Source organism: Pleurocapsa sp. PCC 7327, from assembly GCF_000317025.1.
In the GTDB taxonomy this organism is placed as follows: Bacteria; Cyanobacteriota; Cyanobacteriia; order Cyanobacteriales; family Microcystaceae; genus Hydrococcus.
The window spans coordinates 2352655-2374136 of record NC_019689.1 but is presented as its reverse complement, the minus strand read 5'-3'; the positions used below and the strand labels follow the sequence as shown (position 1 = coordinate 2374136).

Below are 21482 nucleotides of genomic sequence, written 5' to 3'. Positions count from 1 at the left end.
GGCACTTTTGCGTTCTTACTACTAAGATCGTTTGTTAAGAGGCAAAGTGCCAATATTTCCATAGGTTATCTTCAGCAATCACGATTTTTAAGAGAATTTTTAGATTTGCGTTACCTATTCTCATAAAGATTTGTAAACTATTACTAATCCATCTCTCTATTTGAACGCTGGATATCAAATTAATGAAACCCATTATCAGTGCTGAGCGCTTTTTACTAATCGGTCATATCCTATCGATGGCTTTTGGCTTGGCAGGATTATTAATCGTCTTGCCGAATCCTGAATTTGTCGTCAACCTGCCAGAATTCGGTAAAACTGCCTTTGCTTGGTCGATGGCGGGGGGTGGCGTAGTTTATATGCTTTTAGCAACGGCTGCCGTTGCCGTCTACGCCTATCGAACCTTGGGACTGTGGCACTGGCTGGGGTTTATGGCGCCGGCGATCGCTCTGTCTCTGTGTAGCGAACTGCTGGGAACGAGTACGGGCTTTCCCTTCGGTCACTACCGCTATCTGACCGGCTTGGGCTATAAGGTGGCGGGTTTAGTGCCCTTTACCATTCCCCTATCTTGGTTCTATCTGGGATTTAGCGCCTATCTGCTTGCCCGTGCGGGCTTGGAAAGCCGTCAAATTCCGAATTGGGTACAATATGTGGGCGCGATCGCTCTCGGTGCAACCATGTTAACTTCTTGGGACTTCGTTCTCGATCCCGCTATGAGTCAAACCACCATGCCGTTTTGGATTTGGGAGCAACCGGGCGCTTTCTTTGGCATGCCCTATCAAAACTTTGCTGGTTGGTTGGGAACGGGAACGGTATTTATGACCGTAGCAACTCTGCTATGGAAAGCAAAACCCGTAACCCTGCCTCGGACACAATTGGGACTTCCATTAGCCATATATCTCAGCAACTTTGCGTTTGCCACCATTATGAGTGTGGCTGCTGGGATCTACATTCCTGTCTTCTTAGGGGTCATTTTAGGAGTAGTGCCCGCGATCGCATTTTATCAATTGGCACGCGCTGGGGCTAGCCAAGCTGCAATGCAATCCTCCGATGAAATGGTCGCTACGGAAATGACCGAGATCGCCTCCGTAAAAGTCCCTATAGGAGTCATGCCCGAGTAAGCAACTCCGCCCTAGAAGGGCGGAGCTTTCAGTAGCCCTGAATCATCGCGGTTCAAAGAAAAACTTAGATTCGAGCCTCCAGGCAGGCTTACAAACGCTGCCCCAAGCTTAGAAATATTAATTGCGCCATTTACATCAGCATCGCCATGCCATCCACAGTTGCCACACTTAAACCGCTTCTCACTGCGCAATCCCAAATGATTGCAGACGTGGCAAGTTCGGCTTGTGTAGGCAGGATTGACCGCAACAACCCCAATCCCTTCCTTGAGTCCTTTGTATTCCACGAAGGTGCGAAGTTGGTAAAATGCCCAAGAGTTAGAACGTCTCCGTTCTGTCTTGTTTCGCGGTTGCTGATTGGTTCTATCTCTGATGCCAGTCAGATTTTCAATGGCAACCATGGCGCTTTGAGATTTTGCAGTTTCAATGATGCGTTTGCTGATGTTGTGGTTCAACCAAGCTTGATAGCATCGCTCTCTTCCCGACAGCCGTTTCAAGATCTTGCGCACCCTACGGCGCGTCGTTCTTGTGCCTTTCGAGACTTTTGCCAGGAGCAATGCTCTTGTCTTGGAAAATTTGTCTCTAACTTTCTCGATGGGTTTACCGTCCCACTTCTTTCCATCGCTCGTTACAGCAATGTCTCGTCTGCCGAAATCAACGCCGATGACATGATTAGATTTAATTGGCTGTGGCGTTTCATCGCTCACCTGAATGTGGATGTAGAATTGCCCGTCGCGATGTTTACACAGCGTTGCAGATGTCGGTTTTCTCCCTTTGAGCTTGCCACTCTGGTATTTGCCAACATCGAGTTCGATCTGTTCCCGATGCCCCAACAAAGTCAGGCTCACCGACCAATCCTTTTCTCGAAACGCAAAGATTCGAGCGTCATAATCAGCGCTAGTTGGTTTGAACGTTTTAACCGATTTGCCTTTGAGCTTTGCGGTTTTCCGGTTAGCTGCAACACGGGCACAAACACGCACTGCTTGATTAGCGCTCAAACCAAACCGAGAGCGCAACTGCCCATAAGTCTGTGCCTGAATCGTTACCTTGTTTGTAACTTTTGGATTCACGGATTCATTGGCAAAATTGCAGCCATCGGCAAACGCCTGAAGCATTGCCTCAATTTGAGGGGCTTGTTCAGGTGTAGGTTTAAGCTTACAAACCAGTGTCAGTGTTTGTTTCATGCTCCAATCATATCAATTAGTGAGGTAGCAAGTGGATAAAGAGAAGCGGTTTATAGTTGAAGATTATGTGGCGGTTTTCGAGGCATCGAGCCTCTTAACCGCCGCTCCTATCCCTCCCCAGCGCGAACTCACGGGGCTTCCCGGAGGTTCTTGGTGATAGCTGGATTGCTGGGCAAAGAAATTCTGGGTGCGATTTCCCTTGGACTGTTGCTATTCCAGGGAACCGCTATCCCAATTCTTCTCTCCCGTCTTTTGAGGGGTTCCGGTCGCCGTCCGCCCCTCGAACCCAAAAACCCCACACCAGACCTGTTAGGAACGGTCAGCATCATCGTTCCTACCCTCAATGAAGCGGAACGAATCGATCCTTGTCTGGCGGGGTTGAGTCGGCAAAGCTACGAAGTGCGGGAAATTATTGTCGTCGATAGCCATTCCCAAGACGGGACGCAGGAACGGGTTAAAGCAGCCGCCCAAAAAGATCCCCGTTTTCGCCTAATGACGGACGATCCCCTCCCTCGCGGTTGGGTCGGTCGTCCTTGGGCACTACATACGGGTTTTTTGAACAGTTCCCCTAAAAGTCAATGGATTTTGGGCATCGATGCCGATACACAACCTCAACCCGGCTTAGTGGCGAGTTTGCTGGCAGCAGCAGAGGAAGAAGGATACGATCTCGTTTCCCTGTCGCCCCAGTTTATCCTCCGCCATCCGGGGGAATGGTGGTTGCAACCAGCCCTGTTGATGACGTTACTGTACCGATTCAATTCGGCAGGCGTGAGGGAGCAAGTACCGGAAAGAGTCATGGCAAACGGACAGTGTTTTTTCTGTCGTCGTTCGGTTTTAGAGAGGTTGGGAGGATATAGCAGTGCGGCAAGTTCGTTTTGCGACGACGTAACCCTTGCTCGCTACGCCGCTACCCAAGGATTCAAAGTGGGTTTCTTAGACGGTGCTAAAGTCATTCGAGTGCGAATGTATGAAGGGGCGAGGGAAACTTGGCAAGAGTGGGGGCGATCGCTCGATCTCAAAGATGCTGCTTCTTCCAGTCAACTCTGGGGCGATTTGTGGCTGCTGTTGGGGACGCAGGGATTGCCGCTGTTTGTTTCTGCAATTTTATTAACCTGTCTGGGTTTAGGATATTCTTTTCCTACCTTAAAAGCAGCAGTCGGATTGAACCTTTTTTTACTTGCCATTCGCTTTGCACTACTGGGGGCGATCGCTCCTTCTTACTATCGAGGCGAAAAACCCTCGCCTGCTGTGCGGTTATTCTGGCTTTCTCCTTTGGCAGATCCGTTAGCGGTGTTGCGGATTTTTATTTCTGCTTTTCAAAAACCTACCCACTGGCGAGGGCGAATTTATAGCTTGGAGAATTAAGAAAGCATGGGAAAATCTTTCAATCGTTTGTTTCTCACACACGATTTTTAATCGACTCTTTCGAGTTGCCAGAGGATTTGATTGCCTTCTCGTCTTACCCGCGAGACAACCCAGTTCCGCCACGACCAATTATCGCCGCGACTGGTTACGGCGCTCGCGTTAATATCCATTAAATCTGCTAGTTCGGAGCTAGTAATTAAATAGCCTTGAGTAGCAATTTCATCGGCGATGCGTAGGGTTTCTATGACATTTTTTAGTTGGATTACCCTCTCCTCTCGTGGTAATTGTGGTTCATCAATTGCATTAACAGATGATTCGATCATAGTTGTAATGAAGAAAACAGTGTGTACTACACTTCTAGTAACTTACTATTTTACCAGTAAAAAATTCTGATAATTATGCTACTGTCATCTTAACGATTTTTCAAACAATATACGGAAAAGTCTTTAATTTTCTATCCAACCTTGGCTAGGGATAAAGATAGTAAGGAAATAAAAGAAATAGATTAATCGCTCGTACTAATCGTTGAAATCATGCAATTTAAATAATCAAAATCTTAGCGCCTTTTTATATTTTTTTTATCTTTTTCGTTAATTAAGAATAATCCAAGGATTTATTTTCTAAAAAAGATAGCTCGGATTTAATCCATCTAAATAGAGAAGATCGCGCTTTTCGCCGCGATCTTTCAACTTGGTGTATTTGGCTTAACCCTTAAAGACGGCAATTAAGGGACGATCGCAGGAAGTGCGAGTTTCGGAAAGCAGCGTCCTACAGCTGCTGCAATCGGTTCTAGAATGCGGGTTAAATCGACCATTTCTTCTAGGAAAAGAGCTTGACGGGCATCGGAAACCGACTTGTCCGGTTCTGGATGACACTCGATGATTAAACCATCCGCACCAGTCGCGATCGCAGCTTTTGCCATCGGTGCGACCAACTCCCGCTTGCCGACAGCATGGGAGGGATCGACGATAATCGGCAAATGAGTAATCTGTTTGAGAGCGGCTACTGCCCCTAAATCGAGTACGTTACGAGTATAAGAATCAAAACTGCGAATGCCTCGTTCGCAAAGCACTACGTTTGGATTTCCGTGACTTAAGATATATTCTGCCGCATAAACAAACTCCTCAAGGGTAGCTGCTAGACCACGCTTGAGGAGTATGGGTTTATTCACTTGTCCTAATGCTTTGAGTAAATCGTAGTTTTGCATATTGCGGCTGCCGACTTGTAGGATATCCACATGGGCAGCGATCGCTTCTATCTGTTCTATTGACATTACTTCTGTAACGACGGGCATTTTATAACGTCGCCTAACGTCGGCCAGGATCTTGAGTCCTTCCAATCCCAATCCTTGGAAAGCGTAGGGAGAGGTTCTCGGTTTGTAAACCCCTCCCCGTAACGCTTGAATGGGGGTAGGTTTGAGGTGACTGGCAACTCGTTCCATCTGTTCTAAACTTTCAACGGCACAGGGTCCACCGATGATGACGATTTCCCTACCGCCGAAAGCAATGGTATCGGACAGGGGAACGATGGTTTTTTGTTCGGGATGAGATTTGAGGGCGAGTTTGGCATTCAACATAGTTAATAGTTCCTTTGACGAAAATAAGCAATTAAAAAGCCCGGTTCCGATTTCGGTTCCGGGCAAGGTGATGGAAGAAATTAGCTACACGACTCTAGCTACCCGGAACTGGTCTGGGCCAAAAAAAGTAAAAACCGTAAAAATAGTTCGACAATAGCGTCATTTTGCGTTTCTTCAAGTTGAGAGCGAGCGTTTTAGACAAAACAAAAACCGCAGATTTTACTCTGCGGTTCGCCATTGGTTGCCAGTAGAAACTGGATTCACCTTTGGCGAACCGACATAAACCAAAAATAAAAATAGGGCGTAATGCTGTTAAGCATTTAATAATTTCTAAAACTTTTATTACTTGCAATGCCTTTAGATTAGCAGAGAAGGATGCGATCGTCAATCCCAATACACGTACAGAAATTCTCGCTTGGACGAGGTGAGGGATTCAAACCCATGTAAATAGTTAAGCTTTGCGATCGCTTAACCAATTTTTATACTTTAGATAAATTTTTAAACCGGGGATTTCTTGAGAAAAATCTTTCGGTTGCTTGTATTGGCTAGGCGGATATTGTTGACGAATAGCGAGAATAGCTTGGTAGTGTTTACACCATTGCCACAGAACCGCCTCTAACTCCTGAAATTTCAAAAATGCAAGTTGATATTTGTGGTTGAGTGCAAGATATTGAATCAATCTAGCATAAGTTTCAGGGGTGTTTTTTTCTTCAGAAAGACCAATAATTTTTTTGAGTTTTTTGAAGAATTCATAATTAACTAACACTAAAGAAACTAATCTCTTTAGATCTTGTATGTCTTTCTTGCCAAGACGGTTGATTATCGCAGCGATTTTGCTCAAGATTGAGTAATCGATACAGTAATATCCTTTTAATGAAACAAGGAGTTTTAATCCAAGCTCGTGTTCTGAAAGATCGTTTAACTCTTTGACATAAGCTTGCAAAGCCATTTTATCTTCTTCAGTTTTTATTTGCACGAGAAGTTCGGTTAATTTAGCTTGAACTCGCCCTCGAAATGTTTCTATATCTAAGTTTTGAGACAGTAGATCTTCAACAAACTTGTAAAACTGCTGTTGTTTATAGGTTTGATAACGCAATTCAGTTTGATTAAGTACCATTAAGCTATCTTTAGCTTTAAGCGCTACTGCGAGAAGTTGTGCGCTATCGGACAATCCTTCATACCCATCTAAATTACTAGCCAATAAGTACTTAATCTTGACAAAAAGTAAAAACTCTTGAGAGCCAAATTTATCGCTATCAATAGCTTTAGCCATCTTGCTAAAGCCTTGTGCTTCCAGGAGTTCTCGATTGTGTAAATGTATTGCACCCTCGAATACTTCAGGTTTGCTGAGCTTACATATCAGTTTCTCCAATAGACTCTTGTCCCCCCAGAGCGGACGATTCCACCAAGGTTTTTGGCTTGGCTGAGTTTTCAGCTCTGAAGCCATGCTGTTTTTGACATTTCTAGTTTTAACTAGGGGGTACAAGTTTTTACTCATTATTATCTCAATTTTTGGGCTAAAATCGTTTTAATTTTGGGACTTGTGCCAACAAAAAGCAATCTACTCATTCGCTACATTTAGAGTAAAAAAAGAATAAATATTTAGCAAACAGTTTAAAATAATTCAGACTAATTTTTGCTTATTTTTCTTTATCTTTTCGTTAATAAATGCTTAATTTAGTACTTTAATTTCTAAAAACAATACTTTTTATAATTCTTTGATAACACTTTGGTGGGTAACTGTCTACGTGTTTTTACTAGGTTCATCAAAACTTTAAACTAGAGTCAGTTATTTTCAAGAAAAGGTAAAGAAATTATCAAGAGCGGAAGTCATCGAGGAGGAAATTTTTGGATTAAAATTGCTACTTGGCTCAATTGGCTCAAACCTGTACAGATTTATTAGCGATCGCACCTCGGTTCGGTTGTCTCTACCTGCTCGGAGACGGTGCCTAAACCCCTTTGAAGCATAAATATTTGTTAAGTTATATCAAGTACGATCGGCAAAAAATCAACTATGGCAGACCAATTAATACGGGCGACAGCAGCAGATGGTGGCATACGAGCAGTGGGAGCGATTTCAACCCGTTTGACCCAAGAAGCAAGAGTGCGACACAAACTCTCCTATGTCGCAACAGCCGCCTTGGGACGTGCTATGACTTCTGGACTGTTACTCGCTTCTAATATGAAACGCGAAGGATCGAGAGTAAACATTCGCATCAGAGGCAATGGACCGATGGGGGGATTATTAGTCGACGCGGGACTCGACGGAACGGTACGCGGCTATGTAGACAATCCCAGCGTAGAATTGCCGCCGAACGAGCAAGGAAAATTAGATGTTGGCGGAGCGCTCGGTCGCGAGGGATTTGTTTATGTCGTGCGGGATATCGGCTATGGCTATCCCTATTCCAGCACGGTCGAGCTAGTGTCTGGCGAAGTAGGAGATGATATCGCCAACTACTTAGTCACCTCCGAACAAACCCCATCGGCTTTAATAGTCGGGGTTTTCGTCGGAGCGGAAGGCGTGACGGCATCGGGAGGAATCCTGTTACAAGTGATGCCCAAAGCAGCTAGAGACGAAGCGTTAGTAGCAACTCTAGAGGAGCGCGTCGGTCAATTATCGGGATTTACCCCTCTGATGCAGCAAGGTTTGACCTTACCTGACATATTCAATCGCTTGCTGGGCGATCTCGGTTTAGTTATCCTGCCAGAAGTTCAGATGATACGCTTTGATTGCCCTTGTTCGTTCAACCGAGTCTTGGGAGCTTTGAAGATCCTCGGAGAAGCAGAACTCCAAGATATGATTGAAAAAGACGATGGAGCAGAAGCTACCTGTCAGTTCTGTGGCGAGATTTACCAAGCTAGTAGGGATCATCTAGCGCAGTTGATTGAAGATTTAAGAGCAGAATCCGTTTGAAGTGTCGCTAACTTCAATTAACTGGTAAAGAAGTCGAAAATTCAAACCGCTTTCGCTAAATGTCGTGGTAAGATCGAACACAATCTACTTCCCTAGGAAAATTTAGGGATAACTACTCGAATAAATAGGTGGCAAAACCTTAAGTTCGATCCAAAAGGGAAAAAAGCCACCTAAATGCCATTGGAAGTCGTTAGAGCTTCTCGTCCTAAAAGCGAAACAGCAAAAATTCTTTCTCAGTGGTGGGATGAATTTAGATATTTTGAGTAAATCATGAGGACAGATCGGGAACAACTGGCACCTACAGAAATCCGTCATTCGAGCGCTCGGCTTGACTCTGCCAACCCGGTAAGAAAACTGTTTCAAAACACTTTTGGCAAACTGAGTTGGCAGGTTTGGGCAATTTTGTTGGTGCTGGCATCGGGAGGAATAGGATTTGCGGCTACGTCTTGGTTGTTGCAGTTGCCCAAAACTCCCAATTGTCCGAGGATTTTTTGGCCCGTCGCTTCGGCTTCGATGCGCCTTTATTGCGCCCAATTAGAAGCTGAAAAAGGGACGGTAGACGGTTTGTTAGCCGCAATTAATCTAGTAGAAGCTCTATCTAAAGATCATCCCTTGCGATCGGAAATTGATAGTAATGTCGAGCAATGGGCAAAAGAAATCTTAAACATTGCCGAGAAGGAGTTTAACGAAGGTAGCCTGGTCGCGGCGATCGAAACTGCCCGGAGAATTCCCAATAACGTCCAAGCCTACAACCTCGTAGAGGAGCGGATCGAAAGCTGGCAGTCTACCTGGTCTGAAGGCGAGAAAATTTTTGCCGCAGCGCAGGAACGCTTGAGAGAATCTGAATGGAATATGGCGTTCCGCGAAGCTATCAAATTGCTCTATTTGGAAAATCAATACTGGGCAACCACTAAATACGGGGAACTTACCCAGGAAATCCAACGCGCCCAAGAAGAAAGTCGTCAACTCGATGGTGCTTATGTAGCCCTGCGTCGGGGCGGCATCGACAATTGGTTTAAAGCCGTAGAAGATGCAGAAAAAATTGAATCCAACAGCTATGCCTATCAGGAAGCACGAGAGTTAATCGCCAAGGCAAAAGAAAAGATTGTCGAGCATATCGAGGGCTTAATCGATAAACGCGATTGGCAAGCTTTGTTAGATGTCACCGACCGACTTCCCGAAAGCCTCGGTCTCAAGGAAGAAGCTAATGACTGGCAGACGATCGCCACTGCGGGGGCGGATGCGCAGATGGGAACGGTCGAGAGTTTGGAATCAGCGATTGTCATCGCCCAACAAATCGAACCCAATCGTCCTCTTTATCAAGTTGCTCAAGACTTAATCGGTCGCTGGACGTTGGAAATTGAGGATGTTGCCGTTCTGGAAAAGGCGAAGAGCTTAGCACAACTGGGGACAACTGAAAATCTCAACGCAGCGATCGCGCAAGCAGAACTCATCCCACGGGACAATCCTCGCTATCGGGAAGCGCGAGAAGAAATCGGTCGCTGGGTTAGTCAGGTGCAAACGATTGAAGACCAGCCGATTTTAGATCGCGCCGAAGAATTGGCAATGAGCGGTACAGTTCCTGCCCTACAAGCAGCGATCGCTCAAGCAAGTTTAATCGGTCAAAATCGCGCTCTCTACAATAAAGCTCAGGAGAGAATCGGTCAGTGGAGAAGCATTATTGAGGAACAAGAAGACCGTCCTTTTCTAGACCAAGCAAATACTCTAGCCAGTAGCAAAGATTATGGAGCTGCTATAGAGGCAGCCCGAAAAATTGGACGGGGAAGAGCGCTTTATCGAGAAGCACGCGCCAATATTAGGGACTGGGAGCAAGAAATTCAGGCGCAAAAAGATTATCAAGAGGCCATAATCGTAGCAGAGGCGAGAACGCCAGAAGCTTTAGTAGCAGCACTTAATATTTTGAGGAGAATCCCATCTTCGACGGACGTAGGAGGAGAAAGCGCACAGGCACTCAATCGCTGGAGCTATCAACTGTTGAGTATGGCAGAAAACCTGGCAAACTCAGCCTCAATAGAAGAAGCGATCCGTTTAGCCAGAAGGATTCCCAGCGAAAGCAGCGCCTACGAATCGGCACGGGCACAAATTCAGACATGGCAGCAAATGTTAAACCCCGCTCCCAATCCAACGCCTTCCTCTCCTTTGTTGCAAACTAATTTCCCAAATCCGAGATCGGGTTCTAGATAATGACCAGTGATTCGATGAAAGGATTTTTGATTTTGGCGAAGCCGCCGCACGCTCCTCGAACCTCTTCAAGGAGAACGGCGGATGAAAGGATTGGTTAGTAGTTAGTTGTTAGTAGTTAGTTGTTAATTGTTTCCCCTTTGTCTCCCTTGTCTCCCCATTCCCAGTCCCCTCTCCTCCGTCCTTAATAGGCTCCCTTCCCAAATAAAACAACTCTGATAGTTTCAACTAAGATATCTAAATCTAAGTTCAGCGACCAATTGTCGATGTAATAAAGATCTAGCCGAGCAGCGTCGTTAAAATCTTCTATATCAGAGCGCCCGGAGATTTGCCAAAGTCCCGTTACTCCTGGAAGGACACGATGGCGAATGTGATGCCATTGCTCGAAGCGCTCGACATCCCTTACAGGTAAAGGACGAGGACCTACTAGGCTCATTTGACCCAAAAGAACATTAAATAGTTGCGGCAGTTCGTCAATGCTGGTACGTCTGAGAAAGCGACCGATAGGCGTAATGCGGGGATCGTTTCTCAGTTTGAACATCACTCCATCTTGAATCTGATTTTGCGCTTCTAGGAAGGCTTGTAGTTCGGCTGCATTGACTACCATCGTGCGGAATTTCCACATCTGAAAGACTTTGCCGTACAACCCGATGCGTTCTTGACAGAAAAAGACGGGTCCGGGCGAAGAGAGTTTAATCGCGATCGCGACTGCTATTAATAAAGGAGACAAAAAAATTACCCCAAAGAAAGCACCAATAATATCCAGCCAGCGCTTGAGTCGGTAATCCCAGCCAATTAGCAAGGGCGTTTCTACTCGCAGCGTCGGCAATCCGGCAAATATTTCCGGTACTCCCCGACGGTAGAGGATTTCTCGGCTCGACGGAAGCAATCTTAAGGCGATGCCAGCACGCCGCAAGTTCCAGTAGAGGGTTGAGGCGAGTTCTGTCTGGGGGATATCTGCCGCCAGAACCTCTGCTGCACCCGATCGCAAAATTGCCTGAAGCGTAGCAGAAGTATTTGCTGTCGAGGCGAGTGCCGCACCGATGACCTGATAGCGGGAGCGATGTTTTAAAATTTGCGCTAATTTCTTTAACCGTCCTGCGGGAGCAATGAGAAAGACAGATACCTGCGGCTGTTTCTGGACAAATTGACCGAAGATAAGGGTAATAAACAGCCGAAACCCCATTACCATAACGACGCTGCCGATCCAAGCAGTAAAAAAGAGCGATCGCGGCGGGTCGAGTTTGGGATCGTAGAAATAACAAATAACCAGAGATAAGAGATAGACGACGCTGACTAACTGAGCTGTCCGTACATAGTTGTGACTTTGGTTGGAAGTGCTATACAATCTCCCGTAGGCAAAGAATATTAGCGTGATGGCGGCAAAGATCCAAAACAAACTCGGCATTCCCAACCAAACCCACCAAACTAACTGAGGAGGAAGAGGAGAATAAAAGTGATTGAGATATCTGGCAACCTGCCAAGCACCTGCTAGCGCTAACACATCGCTCAGCAGTAATGCCAAAACTTGATACCATTGCCAGCTCGCAAGATGGAATAGGCGAAATTGATAGGGCGCTCGAATATCAGATTGAAGTTTGCGCGTTTCGCCAGGAAGCTTTGCCATAGCGACGGAAGGAATTCTGAATGCTGAATTTAATTTTACGTCTACCTTGAGAATTCCCAATTCCGTTGTCGAACGCTCACTCAAGAATTAAGTTTATTGGCGATGGCTTCTAATTCCGATCCAGCGATCGAACAACTGTAACCCAAATAAGATCGAGAAGGTAGGATTATTAATGAGATACCGTCGCCATAATCTTCTAGGTTCTCTGGCAAGACGATAGAGCCACTCCCATCCTAATCTCATTATCCATCTGGGAGCTTGGGCCACTTCGCCGCTATGAAAACTAAACGCTGCGCCAACGCCGACCATAACCGCTTTTAGTTTTCCTTGTTGTCTGGACATCCATGCTTCCTGTTTCGGACAGCCCAAGCCAACAAAAACTACTTGAGCACCAGTAGCCTGAATGCGCTCTCTATCGCTCGCTTCTTCCTCTGGAGTGAGAGGACGAAAGGGAGGAGCATAACTGCCAGCGATTGTCAGTCTGGGAAAGCGTCGTTCTAGGTTGTTCTGAAGTTTTGCTAGCATCGCCTCGGTGCCGCCGTATAAGAAAATAGGAATGCCATATTTAGCCGCGCGATCGCACCACGCTAACATGAGATCGGGTCCATAAACCCGCGATTGTCTTTTAACACCCAGAAGACGCATTGCCCAAACCAAAGGCATTCCGTCAGGAGTAACTAATGCGGCATTGTTAATAATCTTTTGATAGTTTCGCTGCCAGTAGCCAGTCATGACGACATGCACATTAGCAGCAACGATATAACAAGAGGTTTGATTAGTTGCCCAGGTTTGGATGCGATCGCAAGCATCCTCGTAACTGGTAGCATCGATTCGAGTTCCTATAATTAATTTATGTTCGAGATCGGGATTTAACACAACGCGATCGCCTTACTATTAACTAGCTAATCGTTTAGAATATTTTCAATCTTTAATATTCCCTAATTACGACAAAAAACACTCAAGATGAAATTTAAAGCTATTGTTCATCAGGCTGAGGAAGGCGGTTATTGGGCAGAAGTCCCTGCATTACCAGGTTGTATCACGGAAGCAGATACGTGGGAAGAGTTGATGGCTCGCCTTAAAGATGCGATTGAAGGATGGCTCGAAGTAGCTAATAGCAGTGAATCCATTCAATCTAGAGAGGATACGGATAAAGTAGTTGAAATCGCTATATGAAAGCTGTTTCTGGGAAAAAGTTATGTAAAATAGTGGAGAAAAAAGGCTGGATTTTAAAGAAAATTACTGGGAGTCATCATATCTATCAGAAGCCTGGAACCATGCAAATTTTATCGATTCCCGTACATGGAAATAAAGATTTGAAAATGGGAACCTTAAAGGCTTTGATGAAAATAGCTAGGTTAATTGCAAAAGATTTAGAGTAAGCGATCGCTGATAGATTTGACTGTAGCTAGCTCGTGAAAGTAATCTAGGGTAGGCTGCGATCGTAGGCATCCTCGTAACTGGTAGCCTCGCTCTGAGTGCCTATAATACTTTTTGGTATACTTGTTCTGTTAATTGGGCTAATCTTTCCCAGGTAAATCTTGACGTTACTTTCTGTCTGCCTGCTGTTCCCATTGCTTGTGCTTGGCTGGGATTGAGTAATAATTGACAAATAGATTCTGCAATTTCATTAGAAGTTTGGGAAACAAGGTATCCATCAACACCATCAGTAACGACTTCTGAAACGGCGGGGATATTGCAACCAATGACGGGTTTTCCAAAACTCCAAGCTTCTGTATAAACTCCACCAAAGCTTTCTTGATTTGAGGGAACGCAGAGTAAAGTACAAGCAGCTAGAGCATTAGTTTTTTCTTGTAAGCCTACCGCACCTAAACGGTGAATGCGTGGATCTGTTATTACTTCAAAAACTTTTTCAGATTGAGCTACAGGAGGTCCAATAAAGAGAAAGTTTGCTTCTGGTATTTTCTGCCAAACAATCGGCGCTGCTTCTAATAGTTGTCGATAGCCTTTGTAGGGATAATGTTGCCCTAAAAATAGTACTATTGGCTCATTTATTTGATAGCATTTTTTAAAAGCTTCTGCATCTGCCTTCTCTGCCAAGATAGGACCGTGACCTGTAACATGAATTCGTTCTTCTTGTACTCCGAGATCGATTAGTACTTTTTTCTCAGCCTGAGTTAGGGTAATAACTGCATCAGCCAATTTATACAGTTTTAAATAAGCTCGGTAGAGCCATCCTACCCAGCGAGGATGATGGACTGGAGTCAGAATAAAAGGAATATCATAGTGATGAGCAGCCTGAAGAGAAGCATAACTCAATCCTTCTCGACCAATACGAACATTATGAATTAAGTTAGCTTTTTTGGCATATGTATGGAGATGCTTTTCCAGAGAGGAGGCAATCTTGGGCAATGCAACATCCATTAATGGATAGTAAATTAATATGTAAGGGGTTAGTTTAAGTTTTTCTTGTCGAGAAAGCCCTATTTGATGTACTTTGATTTCTTCAATTATATAGTCATGGCTGCTTTCTGGTGCGTTTAAGGTTGTTCCCAGTAGCCAATCAGTTCGATTTTTATTCCAATGACTAATTACCTGAATATCGTGTTTTTTGTTAAGCTGTTGTGCGATTAGGTGTTGGTGAAGTTGTGCGCCGCCAATTGCAGGGGGATAAGTTGTAAGAGTATAAAGAAATTGCATTTAATTTTTCATGACTTCAGTTTTTAATTTAAAATAATATAGCTTCACTTGCTAAAACAAATCCATTCTATATAATTAACTGTTAATGATTAGTTTTTATCTATGTCAATGATATTGCAGCACTTTGCTAAAAAAAAATTATTTAATCGCAATTTTTCTTCAAAACTTCGTCAGTTTTGAAGAAAAAATTCAGCAAGATTTTAATTTTCATTTTTCAAAGCTAGAGAAAATAATCACTGCTATTTATCTAATTATAAAAAATATTAAATCCTCTTGTATACATTCCATTGTTGAAAATAATAACCTTTAAATAATTTCAACAAATAGCGCTTGCTCATTGCCATAATTTTTAAAAAAAATCTAATCAAGTTTCTTGATTTTAAAGGTACTTTTTGTAAATTGCAATCATAAATCAATAAAGCTTTTTCTTTTTCTTCTATTTGTGCTTGTGCGTGCTGGGTTGATTTGCTTGAAGAATGCCAGCGAAAATCTGCCAAATAAGCAGGAATACGAGCGAATTTATAACCTTTTAATGCTAAACGCAGAAAAAATTCGTAATCCATTGCATAATTGTATGAAGTATCTAAATAATTGTCTTCTTCAAAAATTTTTCTTCTAAAAAAGACAGAAGCAGTAGGAATATAGTGAACGTGAAGATACTTCAAAATAAAGAGATCCAAATCTAATTCTTGTCTCAACTGTAGCAATTTTCCTGTCTCATCAATCCATCGATAGTTGCCATAAAAAATATCAATATCTAAATTGTTTAAATAATAATTTCCAACATTAAAAAAACAGTAAGGAAGATATAAATCATCAGCATTTAACCATCCAATCAAATCTCCTGTAGCTATTTTAAAACCTTTATTTAAAGCATCACTTTGTCCTTTGTCTGGTTCGGATATCCAAACTAAATGGTTATATTTTTTTACAATTTCTTTGGTTTGATCTTGAGAACAATTATCAATAATAATATGTTCAAAATTAGAATGATTTTGTCGTAAGACACTTTGAATGGCAGATTCTATAAATTTGCCTTGATTATAAGATGGAGTAATAATTGAAATTTTTGGCGATCGATCCGTCATTTTTTAATCAATTAACCTGAAATTAATAAATATTTAATCTCAAACGAGAAATCCTTAAGCGCCCAAAACTCCCATACTGATTTTGGATTTTGGGTTTTGGATTTTGGATTCTTTGAACCAGTGACTTCGCACCATTAGCAATCACATCCCGTAGCGCAACATACTTCGATCGCCCTTCACTCTGATGACCGATAATATACTTTTTCCCTAGATTTTCAACCCGAATGATTGGATCTGACATACTGCCTGCGATCGCTCTGGTTGCTCTTTTGAGTTACCTTGCTATTTAAATTACCCATTTCCTTCTCAAAAACGATCGCGTTGTGAAAAAAATTCTCAGTTTTTTCAACCGAGACACTGAAATCCTCCATGAGTAAGGCAGACAGCGCGATCGTAAGCAAAGATCTTATACTACCTTGCTATTGAAGCGAGCGCTAATTTTTAGTTTTGATTGCCAGAGTGAGCTAAGCTATCTAGATAGTGTATTAATACCTCAATTACTTGGCGATCGCCGATCCTCTATACAGTAATACATTTGTTCTCGACTCATTGGGGTTAAAAAGTCCTCGATGAAGGCGATCGCGATTCTTCGATTTAGATATCTGAGGTGGGATAGAATTTTTAGTAGGAAATTTCTTACTTACTGTTTAGTAATACTATGCAGTCGCAAAAATTATCAATTTCCTTATCACCTTCCCTAGTAAGGTTTATTGAGAGTTATAGGGTTGCCAAAGGATGTAAATCTCGCTCTCAAGTGATTGAGGAAGCTTTAACCTTATTACAAGAACGAGAATTAGAAGAAGCTTACAGAGAAGCCTCTCAAGAAATCGATCCAGATTGGGAGTTGACAGTTGCGGATGGGTTAGCTGATGAAACGTGGTGAAATCTACTACGCTAATCTTAGCCCCACTGTTGGATCTGAGATAGCTAAACGCCGTCCAGTGTTGATAGTCAGCGATGATATTAATAACCATGCTGCTTCTACAGTGACAGTTTTACCGATTACATCAAATCTCAATCGCGTCTACCCTTTTGAGGTTCTTCTTCAGCCATCTGATAGCGGTTTGCCCAAGCCTTCTAAAGTTCAGGCGCAACAGGTAAGAACGATTTCTAAACAGCGAATTACTGGGGAGATGATGGGAAATTTAAGAGAGGAATTAATGCAGTTAGTCGATGCAGCTTTAAAGCTTCATTTGGCACTAGAGTAACTTCTCCATCAAAAGATCGCAACTCATACCAATAACCGCTCGATACATGCGATCGCTCTGCTGACTCCTTTGCTTAAACTACAACAAAATTCTGAATCCTTCTTGCGTAAAGTGTTTGTCATGAGTTAACACTTCAGTCAATCCTCGCTCTCTCATGACCGTCATCGAAATGCAATCAACCATACTATAACCTTTGTTCTAGGCGTTGTTCGTAGAGTGCCAAACTCGACAAAAACAGTTCATTAGTATGAGGAATCACCTCAAGATCGGCACTACTCAAGATAGCACGCACTATGTTTACTGCTACTTGACGCATTCTAGAACCATAAGAGCTGAAATAGTTAAGCAGTTCGATGAGGACAGCTTCTGTTGTTACTAGACGAATGGCTAGATCATTTTCCCTAATCTCAACCGCTTTTTGATGCCACTGGTCTTTTGGGTTCGTTATCGCTATCCAATATAAAGTATCCAATATAAAGTATCGACAAATACAGCGTTCACAGTCCTTTTTTTGGGGTTCCGTAAAGGTAATGGTAAAGGTAATGGTCGTGTTCTTGTGCGCCATCGGTAGGTAATTCATCCCACACTTCTTCTGGAACTTCCTTGACTATTTCGTCAATCTTATCCCAAATCGTTTTGCGGGGCTGGTTTTTGTAAATGAGAAACTCAATGTAGTCTAAGACTTCCTGTTGTTGGGATGGGGGTAGTCGATCGAGTTTTTCAATGATGCGATCGCTGATAGTTGATTGAGATGTGGAAACTATAGCAAATTATCTCCAAAAGCTTGTCATCTCAATCTTAGCTTTCTGCTCGTAGTCAGAGATCGAAGTAACAGTTATCCTGAAACAATCGTGACAGTATTGCGATCGCGCCTAGCCATTTTTCTAGGTACTGTCCTCTCCAAATACCCGATGTCACTTTCCTCCCAACAACGGCACGATTGAGAACAGAAGAATCTAATTCTCAATCTCTGGAGGAAAGAATGTCTTTATCAGCTACAACCGAGAGTACTTTATTGGCTCTTTCTAATAGCCTAGCCGATATTGTCGATCGCGTCGGTCGATCTGTAGTCGCCGTCCATGCGCGGCGCATTTCCTCAAGCGGTATTCACTGGCGAGAAGGTATTATCGTTACTTCCGACGAAACGATTAGGCGAGAAGATGACATCACCGTTACCTTACCTAACGATCGTACCGTTCCCGCGACGCTGATCGGGCGCGATCCCAGTACTGACGTAGCCGTTCTCAAACTGCCAGATGCCGAACTCCCCGTAGCAGAGATTGGAGATGCAGCATCGCTTAAAGTCGGCCATCTCGTTCTAGCGATCGGTCGGGGGCGAGATCGCGGTCTGTCTGCCAGTCTAGGCGTTGTTAGCACGGCAGGCGGTTCTTGGCGCAGCATGAGCGGCGGATTAATCGATCGCTTTCTCCGTCTAGACCTGAATCTTTATCCAGGATGCGCTGGAGGTTCGCTAGTCGATGCGACCGGTCAAGTTGTTGGCTTTACCACCACAGGGCCGCGTGGTACAGTTCTAGCGATTCCAGCAGCTACCGTCAATCGAGTTCTCGATCGCTTACTGGAGAAAGGATACATCAGTCGTGGCTATTTGGGTGTAGGAATGCAACCCGTTCGCTTGCCCGACTCTCTCAAGAGCAAACTGCCTCTATCTTCCGAGCAAGGAGTGATGGTCGTTAGCATCGAACCGCAGGGACCTGCCGAGCGCGCGGGAATTTTACTCGGCGATATATTAGTCGCTCTCGATGATACCCCTGTAAAGGACACAAGAGATGTTCAGGCATTTTTAGGTTCCCAAAGTGTCGGTCAAACTCTAAAAGCACAACTCATTCGCGGCGGCGAGTTAGTAGAACTAGCAATAGTTGTCGGCGAAAGACAGGGGAGATGAGGGAGATGGGGGAAGTCGGAATTCGCAAATCCCAGGAGTATAGGTAAATCTCTCGCGTTTTAAAATCTACCCGCCCCTACTAACCACTAACTACTAACTATTAACTCTCACCAATCCAAAATCCAAAATCAAATGCCTGGTAACTGATATGACGATCGCATCATTTGAGTTAGCCTTAGAATTAGCCAATATAGCCGAACGGTTGCAAGCTTCTACCGTCCAGATAAGTGGCGGTCGAGGCAATAGCGGTTCGGGCACTATCTGGCGATCGGATGGTTTGATTATTACCAATGCTCACGTAGTACGAGGTTGGCAGACTACTGTCGTGCTGGCAGACGAGCGGGTGTTGGAGGCCGAGGTAACGGCGCAAGACCCCCAAAGGGATTTGGCTGCGCTGCGAGTGGAAGCAACCGATCTGCCAACCATAACAATAGGAGACGCTAGTAAACTGCGGGTAGGCGAATTGGTGCTGGCAGTTGGCAATCCCTTCGGCGCGACTGGCGCTTTGACAATGGGAATCGTCCATTCGCTCGATGGCGAAGCAACAGGAAAGATAAAACAGACAAAGGTATATGCCAAGAAATCTTTTGTACCCAATCTCCAATCACAAGGATGGGTTGTTGCCGATATAAGACTTGCTCCCGGCAATTCGGGTGGACCTCTAGCTAACGCAAGGGGTGAAGTTATCGGGATTAATACAGCGATCGCAGGTGGTTTGGCTTTGGTAGTGCCCAGTTATGAGGTCGAGCGCTTCCTCGCTTCGCCGCACCGCATAACGCTTGGAGTAACGATGCAACCCGTACTCGTTCCCTGGGAAAACGGGCGCGTTATCGGCTGGTTGGTGTTAGAGGTGGCTTTCGGCAGTCTAGCCATGGCTACTGGGTTGCAAAGGGGCGATATTATTATTAGTCTCAATAGGCGATATTTTCGCACTCCTAACGAGCTAGCCCATTTTCTCTGGAATGCCCAACCTGGCGATTGCTTTCTCCTAGAGTTTCTGCGCGATCGCAAGTGCTACGAGCGAACCGTCGTTGTCGGGAGCAACGCAAAATGACGCGGGTATTGGTACATGCTACCAATCCGATCGCGCGGGCGGGGTTAGAGAGCATCATCCGCGCTCAGCCCGATTTTGAGATAGTTGGGAGTTCTTCAGATTTAAACGCTCTCATGCAGCTCGATCGCGATCGACAGCCCGACGCAATCCTGCTGGATTGGTGGGAAACGGATGAGGAGTTTTTTTGGGAGTCGTTACTTTCGGATGAAACCTCTGACCCCGCGATCGTTATTTTGATAGATCCAATGGAGGGCGATCGCGTTATTGAGATCCTATCAACGGGAGTGCGGGCTGTACTCCCGCGAACCGCGACGCCAGAGGAGATTATCGCTACTGTCGCGGCGGCAGCAGCAGGACTGATAGTCTTGCATCCCAATCTTGTCGAGTCTTGGCTGAACGTCAATCCGTTTCGGACGCAGGCGCTGCCAGCCGAACCAACTGAAGCGCTCACTCAGCGAGAGGTTGAGGTGCTACAAATGCTAGCGCAGGGATTGGGGAATAAAGCGATCGCCTCGCGTCTGGGCATTTCGGAACATACGGTTAAGTTTCACATCGGTTCCATCTTTGCCAAGCTCAATGCTTCGAGTCGCACGGAAGCCGTAACGCTGGGACTGCGACAGGGTTTGATCGTGCTTTAAGACATGGTTTGGTAAACGACTTCTACTAAATCTCCCCAATCGACCTGTAATTGGGATTTGGCACTCCCGCCATTGACGGCAATTTCTACCCATCCGTGACTGCCAACGAGGGTAATAATCTCTCCTACTTTCACGTCGCTGTAGGTTCGACCGCAAGGAACGATCGAATCGGCGATCGCGATCGACCATCTCTTGTCTTCTACGGCTGTTGCTGGAATATTAGTAATTAAGTTACCGAATACATCGATATACTGAATCGTTCCAATGATACTGTTCTCCGTCATCTTATAAAATCCTAGCGGTAGTTCAACTAGGCTTGTCGGATCGATAGGAGAGCCGAGTTTTTCGAGAGGAACGCCACTAGCGAGATGAGCGCCCACGGGGGCAAAAATATCTCGACCGTGAAAGGTAGAACTGGGATGAGGAGAAAGCCAATAATCGGAATTGGTCAATTCGACGGCAGCAATAGCTGGAGACCGGCTGAGAACGCCGCTAAACAAGCCATTATCGGGACCGATGAGATATCCGCCCGCAAACTGTACTGCGACTCCTCGTCGCTGACTACCTACGCCGGGATCGACGACGGCGACGAAAACAGTTTCAGGAGGAAAGTAGGAGAAGGCATTCATCAAACAAAACCGTCCCGCAGCAATGTTTTGAGGCGGAATTTGATGCGTTAGATCGATTACCTTTAGCTGAGGATTAATTTGAGCGATCGCGCCTTTCATTACGCCAACATAAACATCCTGCAAGCCAAAGTCACTCAGCAAGGCAATAATTCGATTGTCAGTCATCATGTCTGCGGGGATCGACATAAGTTTTAATGAAATCTTAGGAGCCTAGTATTACCAAGCATAAGCCTGGGATTGCCATCCCCGTCAGGTTTGTGAAATTTCAGTAACAAAATCTACTAGGTTTCTCCAAAATGTTATGTTGGAGGTGTAGGT

Annotated in this window: 23 protein-coding genes; 11 read left to right on the top strand and 12 right to left on the bottom strand. The window is 44.7% G+C overall.

Annotated elements, in window-relative coordinates:
* Positions 1-182 precede the first annotated feature (182 nt).
* Entirely contained in the window at positions 183-1118 is a 936-nt protein-coding gene (gene cruF / locus PLE7327_RS10590; RefSeq protein WP_015143827.1) for a gamma-carotene 1'-hydroxylase CruF, read from the top strand.
* A gap of 11 nt (positions 1119-1129) precedes the next feature.
* On the opposite strand, the gene PLE7327_RS10585 is transcribed toward cruF, so the two are convergent.
* On the bottom strand, positions 1130-2299 hold the full coding sequence (locus PLE7327_RS10585; RefSeq protein WP_015143826.1) for an RNA-guided endonuclease TnpB family protein: 1170 nt from the start codon (positions 2297-2299) through the stop codon (positions 1130-1132).
* Between the two features lie 165 nt (positions 2300-2464).
* On the opposite strand from PLE7327_RS10585, the gene cruG reads away from it, so the two are divergent.
* Positions 2465-3664, top strand: a complete 1200-nt coding sequence (cruG, locus tag PLE7327_RS10580) for a 2'-O-glycosyltransferase CruG (protein WP_041393133.1) — start codon at positions 2465-2467, stop codon at positions 3662-3664.
* Positions 3665-3711: 47 nt separating this feature from the next.
* Here the strand turns inward: cruG and PLE7327_RS10575 are convergent, their stop codons facing one another.
* The 3 genes from PLE7327_RS10575 to PLE7327_RS10560 all read right to left on the bottom strand — a co-directional run bounded on the left by PLE7327_RS10575 (position 3712) and on the right by PLE7327_RS10560 (position 6687).
* Positions 3712-3987 (bottom strand): hypothetical protein, encoded by a 276-nt coding sequence (locus tag PLE7327_RS10575; RefSeq protein ID WP_015143824.1) that lies wholly within the window; start codon positions 3985-3987, stop codon positions 3712-3714.
* A gap of 401 nt (positions 3988-4388) precedes the next feature.
* Positions 4389-5240, bottom strand: a complete 852-nt coding sequence (aroF, locus tag PLE7327_RS10570) for a 3-deoxy-7-phosphoheptulonate synthase (RefSeq protein ID WP_015143823.1) — start codon at positions 5238-5240, stop codon at positions 4389-4391.
* Between the two features lie 451 nt (positions 5241-5691).
* A complete protein-coding gene (locus PLE7327_RS10560) occupies positions 5692-6687 on the bottom strand; it encodes a hypothetical protein (protein WP_041393131.1) in 996 nt (331 codons plus the stop codon).
* Between the two features lie 567 nt (positions 6688-7254).
* On the opposite strand from PLE7327_RS10560, the gene hslO reads away from it, so the two are divergent.
* Both hslO and PLE7327_RS10550 read left to right on the top strand, forming a co-directional pair.
* On the top strand, positions 7255-8154 hold the full coding sequence (hslO, locus tag PLE7327_RS10555) for an Hsp33 family molecular chaperone HslO (RefSeq protein WP_015143821.1): 900 nt from the start codon (positions 7255-7257) through the stop codon (positions 8152-8154).
* Between the two features lie 270 nt (positions 8155-8424).
* Positions 8425-10359: a hypothetical protein gene (locus tag PLE7327_RS10550; protein WP_015143820.1), complete on the top strand. Its 1935-nt coding sequence runs from the start codon at positions 8425-8427 to the stop codon at positions 10357-10359.
* A gap of 181 nt (positions 10360-10540) precedes the next feature.
* Here the strand turns inward: PLE7327_RS10550 and PLE7327_RS10545 are convergent, their stop codons facing one another.
* Positions 10541-11983, bottom strand: coding sequence for a sugar transferase (locus PLE7327_RS10545; RefSeq protein WP_015143819.1), 1443 nt, complete (start codon positions 11981-11983; stop codon positions 10541-10543).
* 93 nt (positions 11984-12076) lie between these two features.
* Positions 12077-12859, bottom strand: a complete 783-nt coding sequence (locus tag PLE7327_RS10540) for a WecB/TagA/CpsF family glycosyltransferase (RefSeq protein ID WP_015143818.1) — start codon at positions 12857-12859, stop codon at positions 12077-12079.
* An 87-nt stretch (positions 12860-12946) separates the two neighbouring features.
* Between PLE7327_RS10540 and PLE7327_RS10535 the strand changes: the two genes are divergently transcribed.
* Positions 12947-13159, top strand: coding sequence for a type II toxin-antitoxin system HicB family antitoxin (locus PLE7327_RS10535; RefSeq protein ID WP_015143817.1), 213 nt, complete (start codon positions 12947-12949; stop codon positions 13157-13159).
* A complete protein-coding gene (locus tag PLE7327_RS10530; protein ID WP_015143816.1) occupies positions 13156-13365 on the top strand; it encodes a type II toxin-antitoxin system HicA family toxin in 210 nt (69 codons plus the stop codon). The genes PLE7327_RS10535 and PLE7327_RS10530 overlap by 4 nt, the downstream gene beginning before the upstream one ends.
* A 100-nt stretch (positions 13366-13465) precedes the next feature.
* Here the strand turns inward: PLE7327_RS10530 and PLE7327_RS10525 are convergent, their stop codons facing one another.
* The 3 genes from PLE7327_RS10525 to PLE7327_RS25255 form a co-directional block, all read right to left on the bottom strand.
* Positions 13466-14644: a glycosyltransferase family 4 protein gene (locus tag PLE7327_RS10525; RefSeq protein WP_015143815.1), complete on the bottom strand. Its 1179-nt coding sequence runs from the start codon at positions 14642-14644 to the stop codon at positions 13466-13468.
* A gap of 263 nt (positions 14645-14907) precedes the next feature.
* Positions 14908-15732: a glycosyltransferase family 2 protein gene (locus tag PLE7327_RS10520; protein WP_015143814.1), complete on the bottom strand. Its 825-nt coding sequence runs from the start codon at positions 15730-15732 to the stop codon at positions 14908-14910.
* A 22-nt stretch (positions 15733-15754) separates the two neighbouring features.
* Positions 15755-15973, bottom strand: coding sequence for a hypothetical protein (locus PLE7327_RS25255; protein WP_015143813.1), 219 nt, complete (start codon positions 15971-15973; stop codon positions 15755-15757).
* Positions 15974-16390: 417 nt separating this feature from the next.
* Between PLE7327_RS25255 and PLE7327_RS10515 the strand changes: the two genes are divergently transcribed.
* Both PLE7327_RS10515 and PLE7327_RS10510 read left to right on the top strand, forming a co-directional pair.
* On the top strand, positions 16391-16615 hold the full coding sequence (locus PLE7327_RS10515; RefSeq protein WP_015143812.1) for a hypothetical protein: 225 nt from the start codon (positions 16391-16393) through the stop codon (positions 16613-16615).
* Positions 16602-16940, top strand: coding sequence for a type II toxin-antitoxin system PemK/MazF family toxin (locus tag PLE7327_RS10510; RefSeq protein WP_015143811.1), 339 nt, complete (start codon positions 16602-16604; stop codon positions 16938-16940). Before PLE7327_RS10515 ends, PLE7327_RS10510 begins: the two co-directional genes overlap by 14 nt.
* Positions 16941-17124: 184 nt before the next feature.
* Here the strand turns inward: PLE7327_RS10510 and PLE7327_RS10505 are convergent, their stop codons facing one another.
* Positions 17125-17520: a type II toxin-antitoxin system VapC family toxin gene (locus PLE7327_RS10505; protein ID WP_015143810.1), complete on the bottom strand. Its 396-nt coding sequence runs from the start codon at positions 17518-17520 to the stop codon at positions 17125-17127.
* A complete protein-coding gene (locus PLE7327_RS26515) occupies positions 17438-17665 on the bottom strand; it encodes a DUF2281 domain-containing protein (protein WP_371265296.1) in 228 nt (75 codons plus the stop codon). Before PLE7327_RS26515 ends, PLE7327_RS10505 begins: the two co-directional genes overlap by 83 nt.
* Positions 17666-17922: 257 nt before the next feature.
* Between PLE7327_RS26515 and PLE7327_RS10500 the strand changes: the two genes are divergently transcribed.
* The 3 genes from PLE7327_RS10500 (at position 17923) to PLE7327_RS10490 (ending at position 20535) form a co-directional block, all read left to right on the top strand.
* Positions 17923-18843 carry a S1C family serine protease gene (locus tag PLE7327_RS10500; protein WP_015143809.1) on the top strand — a complete coding sequence of 307 codons (921 nt, stop codon included), beginning with the start codon at positions 17923-17925 and terminating at the stop codon, positions 18841-18843.
* 148 nt (positions 18844-18991) lie between these two features.
* Positions 18992-19897, top strand: coding sequence for a S1C family serine protease (locus PLE7327_RS10495; RefSeq protein WP_015143808.1), 906 nt, complete (start codon positions 18992-18994; stop codon positions 19895-19897).
* Positions 19855-20535 (top strand): response regulator transcription factor, encoded by a 681-nt coding sequence (locus tag PLE7327_RS10490; protein ID WP_217523367.1) that lies wholly within the window; start codon positions 19855-19857, stop codon positions 20533-20535. The genes PLE7327_RS10495 and PLE7327_RS10490 overlap by 43 nt, the downstream gene beginning before the upstream one ends.
* Here the strand turns inward: PLE7327_RS10490 and PLE7327_RS10485 are convergent.
* Positions 20532-21329, bottom strand: a complete 798-nt coding sequence (locus PLE7327_RS10485; RefSeq protein WP_041393125.1) for an SAM-dependent chlorinase/fluorinase — start codon at positions 21327-21329, stop codon at positions 20532-20534. The two genes, PLE7327_RS10490 and PLE7327_RS10485, sit on opposite strands and share 4 nt — an antisense overlap.
* Positions 21330-21482: the final 153 nt, after the last annotated feature.

Bases quoted from the DNA above. Each gene is read 5' to 3' on its own strand.
- cruF (WP_015143827.1), top strand. From the start codon at position 183: ATGAAACCCATTATCAGTGCTGAGCGCTTTTTACTAATCGGTCATATC.
- PLE7327_RS10585 (WP_015143826.1), bottom strand. From the start codon at position 2,299: ATGAAACAAACACTGACACTGGTTTGTAAGCTTAAACCTACACCTGAA.
- PLE7327_RS10575 (WP_015143824.1), bottom strand. From the start codon at position 3,987: ATGATCGAATCATCTGTTAATGCAATTGATGAACCACAATTACCACGA.
- aroF (WP_015143823.1), bottom strand. From the start codon at position 5,240: ATGTTGAATGCCAAACTCGCCCTCAAATCTCATCCCGAACAAAAAACC.
- PLE7327_RS10560 (WP_041393131.1), bottom strand. From the start codon at position 6,687: ATGGCTTCAGAGCTGAAAACTCAGCCAAGCCAAAAACCTTGGTGGAAT.
- hslO (WP_015143821.1), top strand. From the start codon at position 7,255: ATGGCAGACCAATTAATACGGGCGACAGCAGCAGATGGTGGCATACGA.
- PLE7327_RS10550 (WP_015143820.1), top strand. From the start codon at position 8,425: ATGAGGACAGATCGGGAACAACTGGCACCTACAGAAATCCGTCATTCG.
- PLE7327_RS10545 (WP_015143819.1), bottom strand. From the start codon at position 11,983: ATGGCAAAGCTTCCTGGCGAAACGCGCAAACTTCAATCTGATATTCGA.
- PLE7327_RS10535 (WP_015143817.1), top strand. From the start codon at position 12,947: ATGAAATTTAAAGCTATTGTTCATCAGGCTGAGGAAGGCGGTTATTGG.
- PLE7327_RS10530 (WP_015143816.1), top strand. From the start codon at position 13,156: ATGAAAGCTGTTTCTGGGAAAAAGTTATGTAAAATAGTGGAGAAAAAA.
- PLE7327_RS10525 (WP_015143815.1), bottom strand. From the start codon at position 14,644: ATGCAATTTCTTTATACTCTTACAACTTATCCCCCTGCAATTGGCGGC.
- PLE7327_RS10520 (WP_015143814.1), bottom strand. From the start codon at position 15,732: ATGACGGATCGATCGCCAAAAATTTCAATTATTACTCCATCTTATAAT.
- PLE7327_RS25255 (WP_015143813.1), bottom strand. From the start codon at position 15,973: ATGTCAGATCCAATCATTCGGGTTGAAAATCTAGGGAAAAAGTATATT.
- PLE7327_RS10515 (WP_015143812.1), top strand. From the start codon at position 16,391: ATGCAGTCGCAAAAATTATCAATTTCCTTATCACCTTCCCTAGTAAGG.
- PLE7327_RS10510 (WP_015143811.1), top strand. From the start codon at position 16,602: ATGAAACGTGGTGAAATCTACTACGCTAATCTTAGCCCCACTGTTGGA.
- PLE7327_RS10505 (WP_015143810.1), bottom strand. From the start codon at position 17,520: ATGAATTACCTACCGATGGCGCACAAGAACACGACCATTACCTTTACC.
- PLE7327_RS10500 (WP_015143809.1), top strand. From the start codon at position 17,923: ATGTCTTTATCAGCTACAACCGAGAGTACTTTATTGGCTCTTTCTAAT.
- PLE7327_RS10495 (WP_015143808.1), top strand. From the start codon at position 18,992: ATGACGATCGCATCATTTGAGTTAGCCTTAGAATTAGCCAATATAGCC.
- PLE7327_RS10485 (WP_041393125.1), bottom strand. From the start codon at position 21,329: ATGACTGACAATCGAATTATTGCCTTGCTGAGTGACTTTGGCTTGCAG.